The sequence below is a fragment of the Pseudomonas sp. NY15181 genome, assembly GCF_048068055.1.
GTDB lineage: Bacteria > Pseudomonadota > Gammaproteobacteria > Pseudomonadales > Pseudomonadaceae > Pseudomonas.
On record NZ_JBLUPT010000003.1, the window covers coordinates 332,326 to 350,087 of the forward strand.

Consider the following 17,762-nt stretch of genomic DNA (forward strand, 5'->3'; position numbering starts at 1 on the left):
CATGAGCACACCCCTGAACCTGCTGCAGCGCCTGCTCCAGCGCCCGGACGATGTTCCTTCGGCGCTGGAAGATGAGCGCGAATACACGGTGGACGAACTGGCCCGCGAGGCCGGCAGCACCGTGCGCAACCTGCGCGCCTACCAGGACCGTGGCCTGCTGCCGCCGCCCGAGCGCCGGGGCCGCGCCGGGGTGTACTTCGCCAGCCACCTGCGCCGCCTGCGGCTGATCAACCGCCTGCTGGAGCGCGGCTACAACATCGCCAACATCAAGGAACTGCTGGAAAGCTGGGAGCGCGGCCATGACCTGGACCACGTGCTCGGCCTCGATGAGGCCATCGTCGGCCCGTGGAACCTCGAGTCTCCCGGCAGCATCGAGTTCAGCGACCTGCAGGCGCTGTTCGGCGACGAGTTGAATGACGCAGTGATCGACCAGGCGCTGGAGCAGGGCCTGCTGGCCTTCGATGGCGAGCGCATCAGCATTCCCAGTCCGCGCCTGTTCAATGCCGGCATCGAGCTTTACCGCGCCGGCATTCCCCTGGCCGCGCTGCTCGATCACCTGGCCGTGCTGCGCACCGACACCGAACACCTGGCCGCCGGCATCGTGCGCCTGGTGGTGACCCATCTGGTGGACAAGCCCGGCGCCGACCTGCTGCCCGGCGCGGCCGATCTGGAGCGCCTCGCCGAGGTGTTCCAGCGCCTGCGGCCGGTGGCCGAGCAGGTGGTGCTGGTGGAGCTGGCGCGTGGCCTGAAGCGCTCGGCCAACGAGATGCTGGGCGAGCGTGTCGGGGAAATCCTGCGGCGGCTGGAAACGCCGGAGTAACGAGCGCTCAGGTGCTGCCGGCGGCCTGGGCCAGCTTGCCACGTAGCCAACGCCGCGCCGGGTCGTCCTCGCTGGTCTCGGACCAGATCTGCACGAAGTCGAAGCGTGCCAGTTGCAGTGGCGGTTCCAAGCTGGCCAGCCCGTGGGTTTCGAGGTCGTCCGGCAGCATCCTCTCGGCAATCGTCAGGACCAGATCGGTGCCCGCCAGCAGCCCCGGCGCAACGCTGAAGTGCGGCACGGTGGCAGCCACCTTGCGGCGCCGGCCGAGCTTTTCCAGATGGCTGTCGATTTCTTCCGCCGGGCTCTGCTGCAGGGCGACCCGCAGGTGCGGGGCGGCGAGGTAGTCGTCGAGGTCCATTCGCTGGCGCCCGGCGAGGGTATCGACGGCGCACAGGCAGACAAAGCGCTCCTCGAACAATCGTTGCGTACGCAGCCCCTCGGGCAACATCGGGAAGACGCCGAGGGCGCCGTCCAGTTCGCCGCTCGCCACCTGCTCGGCCATGCCCAGGCGCGAAGCCTGGCGCACGTCGAGGTGGATGCCCGGTGCCTCGCGGCGCAGGATCGGCAACAGTGCCGGCAGCACCACCCAGGCGCCGTAATCGGACATGCCCAGGCGCAGTTCCAGTTCTGCTTTGGCCGGGTCGAAGTCGTCGCCCAGCACGAGACGGCGCACGTCGCCGAGGATTTCCCGCAGCGGCCCGGCCAGTTCGAAGGCGCGGCGGGTCAGTTGCATCTGGTTGCCGGCGCGCACCAGCAGCGGGTCGTCGAGCAGGTCGCGCAGGCGGTTCAGCGCATGGCTTACCGCCGGCTGGGTCATGGCCAGCCGCTCGGCCGCGCGGGAGACGTGTCGCTCGTCCAACAGGGCGTCGAGGATCACCAGCAGGTTGAGATCGATGCGTCGCAAGTCATGAATCGAGTGCATTTATGCTGTGCTGATCATTCATTTCCATGCGCAGGATGGATAGCAGAAGCTGAAGGCATCGACAAGAAACGGAGGAAAGTCGATGTCGAAACTGCTTCTTCTGCTGCCCGCCATCGGTGTAGGCGCGCTGGTCGCCCTGCAGGCCGGCAGCAACTCCCTGCTGGGTCGCCAACTGGGCCATCCGCTGAGTGCCAGCCTGACCTCGCTGGGCGTCAGTCTGGCGGCGGTGATCATTGCATTGCTGGCCTTCCGCGTGCCGTTGCCGGCAGTCAGCGGCATCGCCACGACACCCTGGTGGGGCTGGCTGGGCGGCATCTTCGGTGCGGCCTACCTGACGGTGGCGGTGATGCTGGCGCCGCTATTGGGCGCGGCGACTTTCCTCGCCTGCGTGGTGGCGGGGCAGATGCTGATGTCGGCGTTGTGCGACCAGTTCGGCTGGGCTGGCTTCCCGGTGCGGCGGCTGTCGCCCGAGGGCGTAATTGCCGTCGGGCTGATCATCGCCGGGGTGGTGTTGTTGCAGTGGCGGGGGAGGGTGGCTTGAGGCGTCGGTACGGGACTGCTTCGCGAGCAAGCTCGCTCCTACAAAAAAGCAGCTTCGAAGCTGGGGCTGACTGTAGGAGCGAGCTTGCTCGCGAACAGCGGTAGCTCGGCTACCGCAGGCTCAGATGCCGACTCAACAGCGCCCGCAACGCCGCCGGCTTCACCGGCTTGGGCAGGAAGTCCAGCCCCGCCGCGTGGATCTGCGCCACCAGTTCGGGCCGGGCGTCGGCGCTGATCACCACGCCCGGCACCGGCTCGCCCAGACGGGTGCGCAGCCAGGCCATGAGGTCGGTGCCCAGTTCGCCGTCGTCCAGGTGGTAGTCGATCAGCGCCAGTTGCGGGCGGGCGTCGCCTTCCAGCAGCGCCTGGCATTCCTCGCGGCTGCGCGCGGTGAGTACGCGGCAACCCCAGCGGGTCAGCAGGCTGTTCATGCCGGTGAGGATGCTGTCCTCGTTGTCCACGCAGAGCACTTGCGCGCCGTTGAGCTGTTCCGGGGTTTCCAGCTTGTGGCCGTTGATCTGGGCCGGCGCTGGCTGGCGGGCCAGCGGCACGCTGACGCTGAACACACTGCCCTTGCCCGGCCAGGAACGCACTTCCAGGCGGTGGCCGAGCACCTTGCACAGCCGGTCGGCGATCGCCAGGCCCAGGCCCAGGCCTTTCTCGGCGCGGGTCTGGTGGCTGTCCAGGCGTTTGAACTCCTCGAAGATCACGTGGAGCTTGTCCGGCGGAATGCCCGGACCGTGGTCCCAGACCTCCAGGCGCAGGTGGCCCTGTTCGCGGCGCACGCCCAGCAGCACATGGCCCTTGGCGTAGCGGAAGGCGTTGGTAAGGAAGTTCTGCAGCACGCGGCGTAGCAGCTTGATGTCGCTTTCGATGCGCAGCTTGCTGCCGCGCACGTGGAAATCGATGCCGTGCTCCTGGGCCAGCACGCGGAACTCAACGCCCAGGGTGTCGTACAGATTGGCCAGCGGGAAGGCCGCGACGTCGGCGCTGACACGGCCGCCCTCCAGGCGCGAGATGTCCAGCAGGTCGGTGATCAGGTCTTCCGCCGAGCGCAGCGAGGAATCCAGGTGGCGCACCAGTTCGGTGGCCTCCTCGGGCAGTTTTTCCTGGTGGGCGAGGGCGGCGGAGAACAGCCGCGCGGCGTTCAGCGGCTGCATCAGGTCGTGGCTGACCGCGGCGAGGAAGCGTGACTTGGACTGGTTGGCCGCTTCGGCGTTGCCCTTGGCCTCGGTGAGCGCCTGGTTCAGTTGCGAGAGCTCGAAGGTGCGCTCCTGCACACGCTGTTCCAGGCCCTCGTTGGCATCTTTCAGGCCCTGCTCGGCATGCCGGTAGGCGGTGATGTCGGTGAAGCTCATGACGAAGCCGCCGCCAGGCATCGGGTTGCCGATCAGCTCGATCACCCGGCCATTGGGGAACAGCCGCTCGGAGGTGTGCGGGGTACCCTGGCGCATCCAGTACAGGCGCTTGGCGACGTGCAGGTCGGGGTCGCCCGGCCCGCACAGGCCGCGCTCGGCGTTGTAGCGGATGATGTCGGCAATGGGCCGGCCGACGTAGATCAGCCCGTCCGGGTACTCGAACAGTTCCAGGTAGCGATGGTTCCAGGCCACCAGGCGCAGTGACTGGTCGACCACGCTGATGCCCTGGGTGATGTTCTCGATGGCGCCCTGCAGCAGGGCGCGGTTGAACTGCAGCACCTCGGAGGCTTCGTCGGCGATCTTCACCACGTCCTCCACCTGCATCTCGCGGCCTTCGATGGCGGCCTTCACCACGGCCCGCGCGGAGGAGGCGCCAAGCACGCCGGCGAGCAGGCGTTCGGTGTGGGCGATCCATTCGTCGTTGGCGTTCTGGCTGGGGCTGAAGCCCTTGCCCTGGCGGTAGGCGAAGCGGATGAAGCTCTGCCGCGCGCGCTCCTCGCCGACGAAGCGGGCGGCGAGCATCAGCAGGTCTTCCAGTTGCACCGCGAGCATCGAGCGCGAGCTGAGCTTCTGGGAGATTTCCTGGCCGATGAAGCGGCTGGCCTGCCAGTGCTCGGAGACACGGGTGCGGGAGAACACCGAGACCAGCCCGAACAGGGCGAAATTGCCGATCAGCGACAGCAGCACGCCGAGGGTCAGCGGCTCGATCATCAGGCCGAACGGACGGCCGTCGAGCCAGGCCAGGCCCGGGAAGGCTGCCAGCGACCAGCCCAGGCCCTTGGCAACCACCGGCAGCACCAGCGTATAGGCCCACAGGAAGGAGCCGGCGGCCAGGCCGGCGAACACGCCGCGGCGGTTGGCCTGCTTCCAGTACAGCGCGCCGATCATCGCCGGGCCGAGCTGGGCGATGGCGGCGAAGGCGATCTGGCCGATGGTGGCCAGGCTCGCGGTGGAGCCCAGCAGGCGGTAGCTGACGTAGGCCAGCAGGAGGATCAGCGCGATGCTCACCCGGCGCACGGTCAGCAGCCAGTGGCGGAACACTTCGAAGGGCTGCTCGGCCTCGCCTTTGCGGCGCAGCAGCCAGGGCAGCAGCATGTCGTTGGAGACCATGGTGGACAGCGCCACGCTGGCGACGATGACCATGCCGGTGGCCGCCGAGGCGCCACCGATGAAGGCCAGCAGCGCCAGTGCCGGATGCGCCTCGGCCAGCGGCAGGCTGATCACGAAGGAGTCGGGGATGACTCCGGCTGGCAGCTGCATCTGCCCGGCCAGGGCGATGGGCACCACGAACAGCGCGGCCAGCACCAGGTAGATCGGGAACACCCAGCGCGCCAGGTTGAGGTCGCGCGGTTCGATGTTCTCCACCACCAGCACGTGGAACTGGCGCGGCAGGCACATGATGGCGGTCATCGCCACGCCGGTCTGCAGCAGCAGGCCCGGCCAGTGCACGGTCTCTTCCCAGTAGTCGGCCAGCTGCGGGGCGGCGCGGGCCTTGTCGAGCAGGTCGTCGAAACCGTCGTAGAGTCCATAGGTGACGAAGATGCCGACGGCGAGGAAGGCGGTGAGCTTGACCAGTGACTCGAAGGCGATGGCCAGCACCATGCCGCGGTGGTGCTCGGTGACGTCCAGGCTGCGGGTGCCGAACACGATGGTGAACAGTGCCAGCACCAGCGAGACGATCAGCGCGGTGTCCTGGGCGCGGATGCCGCCGGAGTCGGCGCCGGCGCCGATCAGAAGGTTGACGCCGAGGACGATGCCCTTGAGCTGCAGGGCGATGTAGGGCAGCACGCAGACGATGCAGATCAGCGCCACCACCACCGCCAGGGCCTGCGACTTGCCATAGCGCGCGGCGATGAAGTCGGCGATGGAGGTGATGTTCTCCTGCTTGCTGATCATGATCATCTTCTGCAGCACCCAGGGCGCGAAGAGCATCAGCAGCACGGGGCCGACATAGATCGGCAGGAACGACCAGAGCTGGCCGGCGGCCTGGCCGACGGCGCCGAAGAAGGTCCAGCTGGTGCAGTACACCGCCAGGGACAGGCTGTAGACCCAGGCGCGGACACGCGGCGAAAGAGGGGCGCGACGGCGGTCGCCATAGAACGCAATGGCGAACAGGACCGCCATGTAGAGCAGGGCGACCGTTGCGATCAACCCACTGGACAACGACATGCTGACTCCGGAAATGAACTGGCTCCCCCGCAGGAGCGCTTGCAGCAGTTTCGCACCAAAGTCCCGATGTGTCAGACGACTGCTACCAATGTCTCAGTGGCGCTGTGTCGCGCTTCTCACTTGAGTCGCGTCGGCCGGGCTGATAGCTTGCCGGCCTTTGCGCGTCACCCATCTGTCGCGCCCCTTCGCGGGTGCGGCACTTCGGGCAGCCGCTACGCTCTGAAATGAGCGAGATTTCGCGTCGACGTACCCAGGAGGACGCCATGTTCAGACCGCTACCTATCACCTTGCAGCGCGGGGCCTTGCGCCTGGAGCCGATGGTGGAGGCCGACGTGCCCGAGCTGGTGGCCCTGGCGGAAGCGAACCGCGACGTGCTGCAGTTCATGAGCGCGCCGGGGCGTCCGGACTGGTATCGCCAGGGCCTTGCCGACCAGCGCGAGGGCCGTGCGCTGCCGCTGGTGGTGCGCCTGGGCAACGAGATCGTCGGCACCACGCGTTTCATGGACTTCCTCCCGGCGTTGCCGGCGTGCGAGATCGGCGCCACCTGGCTGGACCAGGCGCAGCACGGCAGCGGCCTGAACGCCACCATGAAGTACCTGATGCTGCGCCATGCCTTCGACAGCTGGAAGATGGTCCGCGTGCAGCTCAAGACCGCCGCCAGCAACTTGCGTTCGCAGCGCGCCATCGAGAAGCTCGGCGCGGTGCGCGAAGGCGTGCTGCGCAACCACCGGCGCCTGGCCGGCGGCCGCCTCGACGACACCATTCTCTACAGCATCACCGACCACGAGTGGCCGCAGGTGAAGGCTGCGCTGGAGGCCGGTTTCAACGGCTGACGACGCTGGTGTAAGGTGATCGACCCGCTCCTGCGCGAGCGGAACGACACCGGGGCAGGAGCATGACAGACCACCACGAGAGCGGCGAAAGCACCCGCTTCTGGCGCGCCCAGGAGCTGGGCGGCGTCGAGCTGCTGCACGCGCGCTACATCGAGCAGGTGTTTGCGCCCCACGTCCACGAGGGCTTCGCCTTCGTGATGATCGAGCAGGGCGCGCAGCGCTTCCACCATCGTGGCAGCGAGCATTTCGCCCCCACCGGCAGCGTGGTGCTGATCAACCCCGACGAGGTGCACACCGGCTCCAAGGCCGATGAGGCGGGTTGGCTGTATCGCGGCTTCTACCCGGAGCTGGGGCAGGTTTCCGGCATTCTCGAAGAACTCGAACTGGGGCGCTCCGGCACGCCGTCCTTCGCCGCCAGCGTGGTGCAGGACCCGGAATTGGTCCAGGCACTGCTCGGCGCCCATCGCCTGCTGGAGTCCGAGGCCACGGTGCTGCAGCGCCAGACCTGCTGGCGCGAGGCGCTCCTGCTGCTGTTCCAGCGTCATGCGCGGATTCCCGATGCGCCACCCGCCGGCAATGAGCCGGTGGCCGTCGCACGGGCTCGCGAACTGCTCGGCTCGCGGCTGATGGAGCCGCCGTCGCTGGAGGAGCTGGCCGCCGCCGTCGGGCTTTCGCCGTTCCATTTCGCCCGGGTGTTCCGCAAGGCCACCGGCCTGCCGCCCCACGCCTGGCTCAAGCAGCGCCGCCTGGAGCAGGCGCGTGCGCTGCTCAAGCAGGGCTGCGCGCCGGTGAGCGTGGCGATGCAATTGGGCTTCGCCGACCAGAGCCATCTCAGCCGCCAGTTCAAGCAGGCCTACGGTGTCGGCCCCGGCGAATATCGGCAGGCCTGCGCCAGATCGTTCAAGATGGCGTAAGCCAGTGCGTCCGGCTTGATGCAAAGGTGAATCAGATTCATGCGGAAATTTATATCATTTAATATAGATTTTCATTTACGAATTTTACGATTTAACGTACTTTTCGCCCCCTTCACGAAGCACCCGGGGAGGGGGAAGCATGTCGTCCGTTCGTTCGTGGTCGCGCCTGGCGATCGCCGTTGCCCTGGCCACGCCGCTGCTGCCGGCCCAGGCCGAGGATGAAACCAAGGAATTGGAGGCCGTCACCGTGGTTGGCGACTGGCTCGGTGAGGCCGATCAGCAGGTGGTGCAGAACCACCCCGGCGCACGCACCGTGGTGCGTCGCGAGAAGATGATCGAAGAGGGCGCGCAGAACGTGCGCGACGTGCTGCGCGGCATTCCCGGCGTGCAGGTGCAGGACAACAACGGCACCGGTGGCAGCGACGTCTCCCTGAACGTTGGCGTGCGTGGCCTGACCTCGCGCCTGTCGCCGCGCTCAACCGTGCTCATCGATGGCGTGCCGGCCGCCGTGGCGCCCTACGGCCAGCCGCAGCTGTCGATGTTCCCGCTGTCGGTGGGCAACCTCGACAGCGTCGACGTAGTGCGTGGCGCCGGCTCCGTGCGCTATGGCCCGCAGAACGTCGGCGGGGTGATCAACTTCGTTACCCGGGCGATTCCCAAGGAGTTCTCCGGTGACGTCGGCACCACCAGCGAGACCGCCTCCCACGGCGGCTGGAAGAATCTCTACAACGCCTTCCTGGGCGGCACCGCCGACAACGGCATCGGCGCCGCGCTGCTGTATTCGGGTGTGAAGGGCGCGGGATATCGCGACAGCAACGATTCCACCGACATCGATGACGTGATGCTCAAGACCCATTGGGCGCCGACCGATGCCGACGAGTTTTCCGCCAACTTCCACTATTACGACGGCACCGCCGACATGCCCGGCGGCCTGACCCAGGCGCAGTTCGACCAGGACCCGTACCAGTCCGTGCGCGACTGGGACAACTTCACCGGCCGGCGCAAGGACTTCTCGCTCAAGTACAAGCGGCAGATCGATGACCTGACTCAGGGCGAAGTGCTGACCTACTACAGCGACAGCTTTCGTGGCAGCAACATCGCCAACCGCGACCTCAAGACCCTGGCGTCCTACCCGCGCGACTACCACACCTTCGGCATCGAGCCGCGGGTGTCGAAGATCTTCATGGTCGGCCCGACCACCCAGGAAGCCAGCATCGGCTACCGCTACCTGAAGGAAGCCATGCACGAGCGCGCCAGCCAGGTCGCCCTGGTGAACAACGTGCCCACGCCGATCAAGGGTGCCGATGGCCACACCTACCAGGACCGCACCGGCGGCACCGAAGCCAACGCCATCTACCTCGACGACAAGATCGACGTGGGCAACTGGACGGTGACCCCGGGTATTCGCTTCGAGAGCATCTCCACCGACTGGCACGATCGCCCGGTGGTCGACAACAAGGGCAAGCCGGTCCAGGAGAAAAAGCGCAGCAAGGACTACAACGAGCCGTTGCCGGCGCTGGCGGTGATGTATCACCTGTCGGACGAGTGGAAGCTGTTCGCCAACTACGAGACGTCCTTCGGCAGCCTGCAGTACTTCCAGCTCGGCCAGGGCGGCAGCGGCAACGACACCGCCAACGGCCTGCAGCCGGAAAAGGCCAAGACCTACGAAGTGGGCACCCGCTACGACAACGGCGTGTGGGGCGGCGAGGTGACGCTGTTCTACATCGACTTCGACGACGAGCTGCAGTTCATCAGCAACGACGTGGGCTGGACCAACCTGGGCGCCACCAAGCACCAGGGCATCGAGACCTCGATGCACTACGACATGGCTGCGCTCGATCCGCTCCTGTCGGGGCTGACCGCCTACGGAACCTTCACCTACACCCGCGCGACTTACGAGGGCGATATTCCCGGCTTCGAAGGCCGTGACCTGCCGCTGTACTCGCGTCAGGTGGCGACCGTCGGCCTGCGCTACGAGCATGACCGCTGGACCTACAACCTGGACGGCTTCGCCCAGTCCAAGCAGCGCTCGCCCGGTCCGTCCACCGACTCCAAGGGCAACTTCACCGGCGACTACATCACCGCGCCGACCGCCGATGGCCAGTACGGCGACATCCCCGGCTACATGCTGTGGAACGCTCGCGTGGGGTACGACTTCGGTCCGCAGGCGTCGAACCTGAAGCTGGCCGCCGGGGTGAAGAACGTCTTCGATCAGATGAACTACACCCGCTCCAGCGACAACAATGCCGGTATCTACCTGGGCGAGCCGCGCACCTTCTTCGTGCAGGGCAGCGTCGGCTTCTGACCTGATCGTCGGCAGACCGAAAAGCCCGTCCCCGCGACGGGCTTTTTCTTGCCGGCGGGAAAATCACAGGTACTCTGCGCCAGTGGAATTGTGCGGAAAATGTGGCTTTTCTTCAGGTCATTGCCGTCAAATCCGTGCTGTCATTCCGGCCACGCGGCCATCACGCAGGTAAACAAGGACGATGACTGAACAATCGCAATTCGCCCTGCTGGGCAAGAAGCGTTTCCTGCCATTCTTCGTCACCCAGCTTTTGGGTGCGTTCAACGACAACATCTTCAAGCAGTCGCTGATCCTGGCGATCCTCTATCACCTCACTGTCGGTGGTGATCGCAACCTGCTGGTCAACCTCTGCGCGCTCCTGTTCATCCTGCCGTTCTTCCTGTTCTCCGCCCTGGGCGGACAGTTCGGCGAGAAGTTCAACAAGGACGCGCTGATGCGCGCGCTGAAGCTGGCCGAGATCGTGATCATGGCAGTGGGCGCCGCGGGCTTCGTGTTCGGCAGCCTGCCGCTGCTGTTCCTCGCGTTGTTCGCCATGGGGACTCACTCGGCGCTGTTCGGACCGGTGAAGTACTCGATCCTGCCGCAGCACCTGCAGGAAAACGAGCTGGTGGGGGGCAACGCCCTGGTGGAGATGGGCACCTTCCTCGCCATCCTCTGCGGCACCATCGGCGCCGGCGTGCTGATGTCGCGCCAGGACTACGCTGCCGGCGTCGGCCTCGCCGTGGTGCTGGTGGCCGCCTGCGGTTATCTCGCCAGCCGCAACATTCCCCGCGCGGCGGCGGCCCTGCCGGAGCTGGTGATCGACTGGAACATCTTCCGCCAGTCCTGGAGCATCCTCATGCTCGGTCTGCGCCAGCGTCCGGCGGTGTCGCGCTCGCTGGTGGGCAACTCCTGGTTCTGGTTCCTCGGTGCGGTCTATCTCACCCAGATCCCGACCTACGCCAAGGAGCTGCTGCACGGTGACGAGAGCGTGGTGACGCTGATCCTCACCGTGTTCTCGGTGGGCATCGCGCTGGGTTCGATGCTGTGCGAAAAGCTCTCGGGCAAGAAGGTGGAAATCGGCCTGGTGCCTTTCGGCTCCATCGGCCTGAGCCTGTTCGGCATCCTGCTCTGGTGGCATTCCGGCGACTTCCCCAAGGGCGAGCAGCCGTACCACTGGCTGGCGGTGCTGGAACACTCGCAATCCTGGGCGGTGCTGGCCGACATCCTCGGCATCGGTATCTTCGGCGGCTTCTACATCGTGCCGCTGTACGCGCTGATCCAGGCGCGCACCGATGAGGACAAGCGGGCGCGGGTGATCGCCGCCAACAACATCCTCAACGCGTTGTTCATGGTGGTGGCGGCGATCGTCTCGATCCTGCTGCTGTCGGTGGCGAAGCTGACGATCCCCGAGTTGTTCCTCGTGCTGTCGCTGATGAACGTCGCGGTGAACGTGTACATCTTCAAGATCGTCCCCGAGTTCACCATGCGCTTCCTGGTGTGGCTGCTGACCCACTCGATGTACCGGGTCGACCACCGCAACCTCGACGTGATTCCCGACGAGGGCCCGGCGGTGCTGGTGTGCAACCACGTGTCCTTCGTCGACGCGCTGCTCATCGCCGGCTCCGTGCGCCGTCCGGTGCGCTTCGTCATGTACTACAAGATCTTCCGCATCCCGGTGCTCAACTTCATCTTCCGCACCGCCGGCGCGGTGCCCATCGCCGGGCGCAACGAAGACGCGCAGACCTACGAGAAGGCCTTCGCCAAGGTCGCCGAGTACCTGCGCGAAGGGGAGGTGGTGTGCATCTTCCCCGAGGGCATGCTGACCCTGGACGGCGAGATGAACGAGTTCCGCAGTGGCGTGGAGCGGATCATCGAGGAGACCCCGGTGCCGGTGATCCCGATGGCGCTGCAGGGGCTGTGGGGCAGCTTCTTCAGCCGCGACCCGGGCAAGGGATTCTTCCGCCGCATCTGGTCGCGGGTTTGCCTGGTGGCCGGTCAGCCGGTGCCGCCGGAAGCGGCCAAGCGCCTGGCACTGCAGGAGCAGGTCGCGGCCTTGCGTGGCGCGGCCCGCTGACTTTCATTCGTACAAAGAAAAAGCCCCGGCAGTGCCGGGGCTTTTTCATGGGCGTGTCGCGGTTCAGATGACCTGAACTTCGTCAGCCTGCAGGCCCTTCTGGCCTTCAACAACGATGAAGGAGACCTTCTGGCCTTCCTGCAGCGATTTGAAGCCGGTGCCCTGGATGGAGCGGAAGTGCACGAAGACATCGTTGCCGCTTTCCGGAGTGATGAAGCCGAAGCCCTTGGCGTCGTTGAACCACTTGACGGTGCCGGTCTGACGATTCGACATGGAATTACACCTTGAACAATTGAATATTGTTTTGCGGAAAAGCCCGCGCTCGTCCTGAGTTGCAAGGTGCAGTCGAAGCCGGGTGATGGGGAATGGCCCCACCAGGTCACGAGCCACAGTGACGCAAGCAAACACAGTGGGCCGCAGCATACCGACAAATTTTCGGGAAAGCGACAGCCCGCCGGCATCGAAATCGATGCAGCGTCAGTGGCTCAGTTTCAGGCCAACCAGCCCGCAGAGAATCAGCGCCACGCTGAGCATGCGGATCGGCGCCATGGATTCGCCAAACAGCCAGATGCCAACGGCAACGGTGCCCAGCGCGCCAATGCCAGTCCAGATGGCGTAGGCGGTGCCCAGCGGCAGGTTCTTCATGGCCAGGCCCAGCAGGCCTACGCTGGCGGCCATCGCCAGGGCGGTGAGCACTGAGGGAACCAGGCGGGTGAAACCTTCGGTGTACTTCAAGCCGACGGCCCAGGCGACTTCGAACAGGCCGGCGACGAACAGAATGATCCAGGACATGCAGGACTCCAGACGGTGGATGGATTGAAGGGCCGTCCCCGCTGGAACACCGGAAGGTGGTGAGGTCGTCCTCACGATGTGCATTATTTTGCACAAATCCGGCGCCCCGGGCAAGCCGGGCGCCGGATCAGTGGGTTACTCCGGCGCTGCTTCCGGTCTGGGCGACTCGTCGGTCATGCGCCGGAACCAGGTGGAGAGTGTCGCTCCGGAGATGTTGTGCCAGACGCTGAACAACGCGCTGGGCACCGCCGCCAGGGGCGAGAAGTGGGCACTGGCCAGGGCCGCGCCGAGGCCGGAGTTCTGCATGCCGACTTCCAGCGCCAGCGACTTGCGCTGCGCCAGCGGCAGGCCGAAGACCTTGGCGGTGAAGTAGCCGAGCAGGAAGCCGAAACCGTTGTGCAGGATCACCACCGCCAGGATCAGCAGGCCGGACTCGGCGATTTTCGCCTGGCTGGCCGCGACCACCGCGGCGACGATGATCACGATGGAGACCACCGACACCAGCGGCAGCACCTCCACCGCATGGCGCACCCGTGCGCCGAGCAGGCGCTGGGCGGCGAGACCGAGAATGATCGGCACCACCACCACCTGCAGGATCGACCAGAACAGCGCGCCGAAGGACACCGGCAGCCAGGCCGAGGCCAGCAGCCAGGTCAGCGCCGGGGTGAGCAGCGGGGCGAGGAGGGTGGTGACGCCGGCGATGGCCACCGACAGCGCCAGGTCGCCGCGCGACAGCCAGGTCATCACGTTGGACGCGGTGCCGCTGGGGCAGCAGCCGACCAGGATAACCCCGACGGCAATCTCCGGTGGCAGGTGCATGGCCTGGCAGAGCAGCCAGGCCATGCCGGGCATGATCACGAAGTGGGCGATCACCCCGAGGGCGACGCGCCAGGGATGCCGGGCGACCTCGGCGAAGTCTTCGACCTTGAGGGTCAAGCCCATGCCGAACATCACCACGCCGAGCATCGGCACGATGGCGGGCGTGAGCGGGGTGAAGAGGGTGGGGACGAAGAACGCCAGGATGGCGAAGAGCAGCACCCAGAGGGCGAAGGTGTTGCCCATGAAGCGGCTGAGGAGAATGAGAGCACGCATGGGACTTTCCTTATGGAGGTGTCAGGCGCCGCGCGGTGGCGGCGCCTGGGGGCGTCAGATGCCTTCGGGCATCGCCTCGCCGCCGAGTGCTTCGATCAGCGCCGGGAGGAACTCGGCGAAGGTCAGCATCATCAGGGTGAAGCTGGCATCGAGTTGGCCGAGGGCGTCTTCGCCGCCGTCCTGTTCCGCTTTCTCCTGGAGCATGTCTTCGAAGCGCAGGCGCTTGATCACCACCTTGTCGTCGAGGACGAAGGACAGCTTGTCCGACCAGGCCAGGGACAGCTGGGTGACCAGCTTGCCGGAGGTCAGGTGCAGCTGGATTTCCTCGCTGGTCAGGTCCTGGCGCTTGCAGCGCACCACGCCGCCGTCCTCGTGGGTGTCACGCAGCTCGCACTCATCCAGCACGAAGAAGTCGCCGGCGGCTTCCTGGGTTTTCACCCATTCGGTCAGGGTGGCGGTTGGCGCGACCTTCACTGTCAGCGGGCGCACCGGCAGCGAGCCCAGGGCTTCGCGCAGGGTGGAGAGCAGGTCTTCGGCCTTTTTCGCGCTGGCGGAGTCGACCAGGATCAGGCCGAGGCTCGGGGCAATGGCGGCGAAGGTCGCCGAGCGGCGGATGAAGGCGCGCGGCAGCAGGGTCTGGACGATCTCGTCCTTGAGCTGGTCGCGTTCCTTCTTGTAGACCTTGCGCATCTGCGCGGTCTCGATTTCGTCGACCTTGTCTTTGAGCGCGTCACGCACGACGCTGCCGGGAAGGATGCGTTCTTCCTTGCGCGCGCTGATCAGGAAGAAACCCTCGCTGGCATGGACCAGCGGCGCGTCCGGACCCTTGCCGAAGGGCGCGGAGAAACCGTAGGTGGTGAGCTCCTGGCTGGCGCAGGGGCGCGCCGGCTTGCTGGCCAGGGCCTTCTCCAGGGCATCGGCGTCGATCTGCAGATCCTGGGTGAGGCGGTATACGAGCAGGTTGCGGAACCACATGAGGGGCGAACTCCTGGACACAAAGGCCCCATTATTCCGTCAGGCGCTTTCCAGGCCAACCCCGTTTTGTCTTTCACGCACTTCATCTAAGCCTTTGGAACATCTGAAAATTTTTTTCATCCGAGGGCTTGCCAGGTTCAAATCTCCTCCGTAGAATGCGCCCCACTTCGAGAGTGAAGGGTGATTAGCTCAGCTGGGAGAGCATCTGCCTTACAAGCAGAGGGTCGGCGGTTCGATCCCGTCATCACCCACCAAACTCGAGGTCCGACGCAGCGGTAGTTCAGTCGGTTAGAATACCGGCCTGTCACGCCGGGGGTCGCGGGTTCGAGTCCCGTCCGCTGCGCCATATTTCGAAAAGCCCTCAGGTAGCGATGCCTGGGGGCTTTTTCTTTGCCCTCGAAAAAGCCGCGCCAGTTCGCATTCCTTTGACCTGCTCGTCGAACATATCCTGTTAATTTTCCTATAAGTTTGTCGTGGGAACTTCTCCCGTGGCAGGGGTTCCTATTGCCCATAGCCACTGGCCACGAGCGCCTGATAAGCTCGCGGCTTCAAAGACCCTGCCATGACGGCGCAAAGACAAGGATTCAGCATGAAACAACATCGGTTGGCGGCAGCGATCGCGCTGGTTGGCCTGGTTCTCGCGGGCTGCGACAAGCAAGCCGCTGAAGTGGAACTGAAGACCCCCGCGCAGAAAGCCTCCTACGGCATCGGCCTGAACATGGGCAAGAGTCTGGCCCAGGAAGGCATGAACGATCTCGACTCCAAGGCTGTTGCCCTGGGCATCGAGGACGCCGTCGGCAAGCAAAAGCAGAAGCTGACCGACGAAGAGCTGACCGAAGCCTTTGCCTTCCTGCAGAAGCGTGCTGAAGAGCAGCTGGCCAAGAAGAACTCCGAAGCCCTGGAAGCCGGCAAGAAGTTCCTCGAGACCAACGGCAAGCGCGAAGGCGTAGTGACTACCAAGTCCGGCCTGCAGTACGAAGTCGTGAAGAAGGCCGATGGCCCGCAGCCCAAGGCGACCGACGTGGTCACCGTTCACTACGAAGGCAAGCTGGTCGACGGCACCGTGTTCGACAGCTCCATCCAGCGCGGCAGCCCGATCGATCTGCCGGTTGGCGGCGTGATTCCGGGTTGGGTCGAAGCCCTGCAACTGATGCACGTGGGCGAGAAGATCAAGCTCTACATTCCGAGCGAACTGGCCTACGGCGCGCAGAGCCCGAGCCCGACCATCCCGGCGAACTCCGTGCTGGTGTTCGACCTGGAGCTGCTGGCTATCAAGGATCAGAATCAGCCGGAAGAAGCTCCGGAAGCGACCCAGGAAGCTCCGAAGAAAAACTGAGTACCTTCGTACCAATGAATACGCCCCGTTACCCACGGGGCGTTTTCGTTTTTGCGGGACCGGCTCTGGAACGGGAGGCTGACCCGAGGGTCTGTTTGGGGGTAGGCTGCCTCCTGTTGTTACGCTTATGCACATATTTGCCGCAGTTGCTCTGATGCCAGGGGCTTGACATCCAGGTGGCCATCGAATAGCCGCAACTGCATGATTTTTAACGCATTTGTCGGGCTGGATAAAAAATCGCCTATCTGTCTGGAGCCCTGATGTTTCGGGCCTTTGGGCGATGTTGAAGGTTTCTTTCAACAGAGTTATCCACAGTAAAGGTGGATAACCTGAACCATTCCTGTCTGATTATTCCTACCGAGGTGGAGTGATGAGAAAACCTCCGGGATTCGATCGCTACCTGGACCTCGCCGGACGATTCCTGGCCCGTGGGCGGGTGCCGGCGTTGCTGTTCGCGGTGGCGCGCAAGAGTGGCCGGCTGAAGCTGGCCCGCAATGACCTGAAGCTGTTGCAGGAGCTGCTGGTGGCCTGGGGGCGCGGTGATTATCGCGGTATCAGTTCCCAGGCCCTGGTTTCCGTCGTGGCGGCGCTGCTGTATTTCCTGGCGCCGGTTGACCTGGTGCCTGACTGGCTGTTGGGCGTGGGGTTCCTCGATGACCTGGCCGTGCTGGCCTGGGTGGTGCGCCGCTGGCAGTCCGAGCTGGATGCCTTCAAGGTGTGGCGTGACGGCCAGGGTGTGGAAACCCGCGAGGCGCTCAGGCAGTTGCCCGCTCCGGTTCAGCGCCGCTGACGCAGTAACTGGTCCTGTTGGGCGAGCATGCGCTGGATGGACCCATCGTCCACCAGTGTCTGCAACGCCGCGTCGAGGCGCTCGGCGGGGATCGGCAGCGTCGGGCCGTAGGAGCAGCGGATCGAATAGCGCTGCAGGACGCCGGGATTGACCTGGATGCTCAGGTTGGGATGTTCCCGCAACAGGAATTCCAGCGGGCGGCGCATGTCGACGATGGCGTCCAGGCGCTGGTGTTCGAGCATGTGCAGGCGGGTTTCGAGGTCGCGCACGTCGTTGCGGCGGATGGCGTGGCTGGCGAAGGCTTCCATCAATGCCGGCGGGTAGACGTAGCCGAGGCTGGTGCCGAGCGTGTGGCCGCGAAGGGCGTCGAGGGTGTTCAGGGTCGGTGCGTCACTGCGTTGCGCCAGAACGTCTTCTTCCTCGAACAGACTGGGCGACCAGTGCAGTTTCTCCGGGGCGCTCATCCACTGCGGGTTGTTGATGCACAGCAGCTGGATGCTGCCCTGTTGCAGCGAGGCCTCTACGCGTTTATCAGGGGTTTCGATGAAGCGAACCTCGAGGTTCAGAAGCTGTCCGATCCTTTCGCCCAGGTCGCGGACGAAGCCGTGCGCCAATTCGTGGTCAATACTTTCCACGTAGGGCATTCCGTTGCTTGGCGAGTAGCCCCAGCGCAGTTCTTCGGCGCCGCATAGGGCGCTCGTCAGACAGAGGCAGATCAGGAGAAAACGCTGCAAGTCGGTCCCCATCGTCGGCGGGAAGTGACGGCAGCAGCAGTATAGCCGGCACAGGTGCCGGTCAGG

Annotated in this window: 15 protein-coding genes and 2 tRNA genes; 10 read left to right on the forward strand and 7 right to left on the reverse strand. The window is 65.2% G+C overall.

The window, feature by feature from the left end; translation table 11 throughout:
* Nucleotides 1-121 precede the first annotated feature (121 nt).
* Nucleotides 122-820: a MerR family transcriptional regulator gene (locus tag ACNFBT_RS10210; RefSeq protein WP_416749456.1), complete on the forward strand. Its 699-nt coding sequence runs from the start codon at nucleotides 122-124 to the stop codon at nucleotides 818-820.
* 7 nt (nucleotides 821-827) lie between these two features.
* Here ACNFBT_RS10210 and ACNFBT_RS10215 read toward each other — a convergent pair whose 3' ends face one another.
* On the reverse strand, nucleotides 828-1,742 hold the full coding sequence (locus tag ACNFBT_RS10215; protein ID WP_416748911.1) for a LysR family transcriptional regulator: 915 nt from the start codon (nucleotides 1,740-1,742) through the stop codon (nucleotides 828-830).
* A gap of 82 nt (nucleotides 1,743-1,824) precedes the next feature.
* Between ACNFBT_RS10215 and ACNFBT_RS10220 the strand changes: the two genes are divergently transcribed.
* Nucleotides 1,825-2,283 carry a DMT family transporter gene (locus ACNFBT_RS10220; protein WP_416748913.1) on the forward strand — a complete coding sequence of 153 codons (459 nt, stop codon included), beginning with the start codon at nucleotides 1,825-1,827 and terminating at the stop codon, nucleotides 2,281-2,283.
* Between the two features lie 109 nt (nucleotides 2,284-2,392).
* Here the strand turns inward: ACNFBT_RS10220 and ACNFBT_RS10225 are convergent, their stop codons facing one another.
* Complete coding sequence (locus ACNFBT_RS10225) at nucleotides 2,393-5,869, reverse strand: NahK/ErcS family hybrid sensor histidine kinase/response regulator (RefSeq protein WP_416748915.1); 3,477 nt, start codon at nucleotides 5,867-5,869, stop codon at nucleotides 2,393-2,395.
* Nucleotides 5,870-6,132: 263 nt separating this feature from the next.
* Here ACNFBT_RS10225 and ACNFBT_RS10230 point away from each other — a divergent pair, with 263 nt between their 5' ends.
* The 4 genes from ACNFBT_RS10230 to ACNFBT_RS10245 all read left to right on the forward strand — a co-directional run bounded on the left by ACNFBT_RS10230 (nucleotide 6,133) and on the right by ACNFBT_RS10245 (nucleotide 11,977).
* Entirely contained in the window at nucleotides 6,133-6,702 is a 570-nt protein-coding gene (locus tag ACNFBT_RS10230; RefSeq protein ID WP_416748916.1) for a GNAT family N-acetyltransferase, read from the forward strand.
* 62 nt (nucleotides 6,703-6,764) lie between these two features.
* Entirely contained in the window at nucleotides 6,765-7,616 is an 852-nt protein-coding gene (locus tag ACNFBT_RS10235) for an AraC family ligand binding domain-containing protein (protein ID WP_416748918.1), read from the forward strand.
* Between the two features lie 139 nt (nucleotides 7,617-7,755).
* The gene (locus ACNFBT_RS10240; RefSeq protein WP_416748920.1) at nucleotides 7,756-9,921 is read left to right on the forward strand and encodes a TonB-dependent receptor family protein; all 2,166 of its coding nucleotides are present in this window, start codon (nucleotides 7,756-7,758) and stop codon (nucleotides 9,919-9,921) included.
* A 181-nt stretch (nucleotides 9,922-10,102) separates the two neighbouring features.
* Nucleotides 10,103-11,977 (forward strand): MFS transporter, encoded by a 1,875-nt coding sequence (locus tag ACNFBT_RS10245; protein ID WP_416748922.1) that lies wholly within the window; start codon nucleotides 10,103-10,105, stop codon nucleotides 11,975-11,977.
* A gap of 63 nt (nucleotides 11,978-12,040) precedes the next feature.
* Here the strand turns inward: ACNFBT_RS10245 and ACNFBT_RS10250 are convergent, their stop codons facing one another.
* The 4 genes from ACNFBT_RS10250 to rdgC form a co-directional block, all read right to left on the reverse strand.
* Nucleotides 12,041-12,250, reverse strand: coding sequence for a cold-shock protein (locus ACNFBT_RS10250; protein WP_024763416.1), 210 nt, complete (start codon nucleotides 12,248-12,250; stop codon nucleotides 12,041-12,043).
* 204 nt (nucleotides 12,251-12,454) lie between these two features.
* Nucleotides 12,455-12,769: a quaternary ammonium compound efflux SMR transporter SugE gene (gene sugE / locus ACNFBT_RS10255; protein WP_416748925.1), complete on the reverse strand. Its 315-nt coding sequence runs from the start codon at nucleotides 12,767-12,769 to the stop codon at nucleotides 12,455-12,457.
* A gap of 135 nt (nucleotides 12,770-12,904) precedes the next feature.
* The gene (locus ACNFBT_RS10260) at nucleotides 12,905-13,861 is read right to left on the reverse strand and encodes a bile acid:sodium symporter family protein (protein WP_416748927.1); all 957 of its coding nucleotides are present in this window, start codon (nucleotides 13,859-13,861) and stop codon (nucleotides 12,905-12,907) included.
* A gap of 54 nt (nucleotides 13,862-13,915) precedes the next feature.
* Nucleotides 13,916-14,836: a recombination-associated protein RdgC gene (gene rdgC / locus ACNFBT_RS10265; RefSeq protein WP_416748929.1), complete on the reverse strand. Its 921-nt coding sequence runs from the start codon at nucleotides 14,834-14,836 to the stop codon at nucleotides 13,916-13,918.
* Nucleotides 14,837-15,014: 178 nt separating this feature from the next.
* Here rdgC and ACNFBT_RS10270 point away from each other — a divergent pair.
* From ACNFBT_RS10270 to ACNFBT_RS10285, 4 genes are all read left to right on the forward strand, one after another.
* Nucleotides 15,015-15,090, forward strand: a tRNA-Val gene (locus ACNFBT_RS10270).
* A 15-nt stretch (nucleotides 15,091-15,105) separates the two neighbouring features.
* Nucleotides 15,106-15,182 (forward strand) — tRNA-Asp (locus ACNFBT_RS10275).
* 243 nt (nucleotides 15,183-15,425) lie between these two features.
* Nucleotides 15,426-16,172, forward strand: a complete 747-nt coding sequence (locus tag ACNFBT_RS10280; protein ID WP_416748931.1) for an FKBP-type peptidyl-prolyl cis-trans isomerase — start codon at nucleotides 15,426-15,428, stop codon at nucleotides 16,170-16,172.
* Nucleotides 16,173-16,542: 370 nt separating this feature from the next.
* A complete protein-coding gene (locus tag ACNFBT_RS10285) occupies nucleotides 16,543-16,962 on the forward strand; it encodes a YkvA family protein (RefSeq protein ID WP_416748933.1) in 420 nt (139 codons plus the stop codon).
* Here the strand turns inward: ACNFBT_RS10285 and ACNFBT_RS10290 are convergent.
* Entirely contained in the window at nucleotides 16,950-17,708 is a 759-nt protein-coding gene (locus ACNFBT_RS10290) for a substrate-binding periplasmic protein (protein ID WP_416748934.1), read from the reverse strand. The genes ACNFBT_RS10285 and ACNFBT_RS10290 overlap by 13 nt on opposite strands.
* Nucleotides 17,709-17,762: the final 54 nt, after the last annotated feature.

Coding starts and splice junctions, on each gene's coding strand:
- sugE (WP_416748925.1), bottom strand. CDS start 12,769: ATGTCCTGGATCATTCTGTTCGTCGCCGGCCTGTTCGAAGTCGCCTGG.
- ACNFBT_RS10220 (WP_416748913.1), top strand. CDS start 1,825: ATGTCGAAACTGCTTCTTCTGCTGCCCGCCATCGGTGTAGGCGCGCTG.
- ACNFBT_RS10250 (WP_024763416.1), bottom strand. CDS start 12,250: ATGTCGAATCGTCAGACCGGCACCGTCAAGTGGTTCAACGACGCCAAG.
- ACNFBT_RS10285 (WP_416748933.1), top strand. CDS start 16,543: ATGAGAAAACCTCCGGGATTCGATCGCTACCTGGACCTCGCCGGACGA.
- ACNFBT_RS10260 (WP_416748927.1), bottom strand. CDS start 13,861: ATGCGTGCTCTCATTCTCCTCAGCCGCTTCATGGGCAACACCTTCGCC.
- ACNFBT_RS10230 (WP_416748916.1), top strand. CDS start 6,133: ATGTTCAGACCGCTACCTATCACCTTGCAGCGCGGGGCCTTGCGCCTG.
- ACNFBT_RS10225 (WP_416748915.1), bottom strand. CDS start 5,869: ATGTCGTTGTCCAGTGGGTTGATCGCAACGGTCGCCCTGCTCTACATG.
- ACNFBT_RS10290 (WP_416748934.1), bottom strand. CDS start 17,708: ATGGGGACCGACTTGCAGCGTTTTCTCCTGATCTGCCTCTGTCTGACG.
- ACNFBT_RS10240 (WP_416748920.1), top strand. CDS start 7,756: ATGTCGTCCGTTCGTTCGTGGTCGCGCCTGGCGATCGCCGTTGCCCTG.
- ACNFBT_RS10235 (WP_416748918.1), top strand. CDS start 6,765: ATGACAGACCACCACGAGAGCGGCGAAAGCACCCGCTTCTGGCGCGCC.
- ACNFBT_RS10280 (WP_416748931.1), top strand. CDS start 15,426: ATGAAACAACATCGGTTGGCGGCAGCGATCGCGCTGGTTGGCCTGGTT.
- rdgC (WP_416748929.1), bottom strand. CDS start 14,836: ATGTGGTTCCGCAACCTGCTCGTATACCGCCTCACCCAGGATCTGCAG.
- ACNFBT_RS10245 (WP_416748922.1), top strand. CDS start 10,103: ATGACTGAACAATCGCAATTCGCCCTGCTGGGCAAGAAGCGTTTCCTG.
- ACNFBT_RS10215 (WP_416748911.1), bottom strand. CDS start 1,742: ATGCACTCGATTCATGACTTGCGACGCATCGATCTCAACCTGCTGGTG.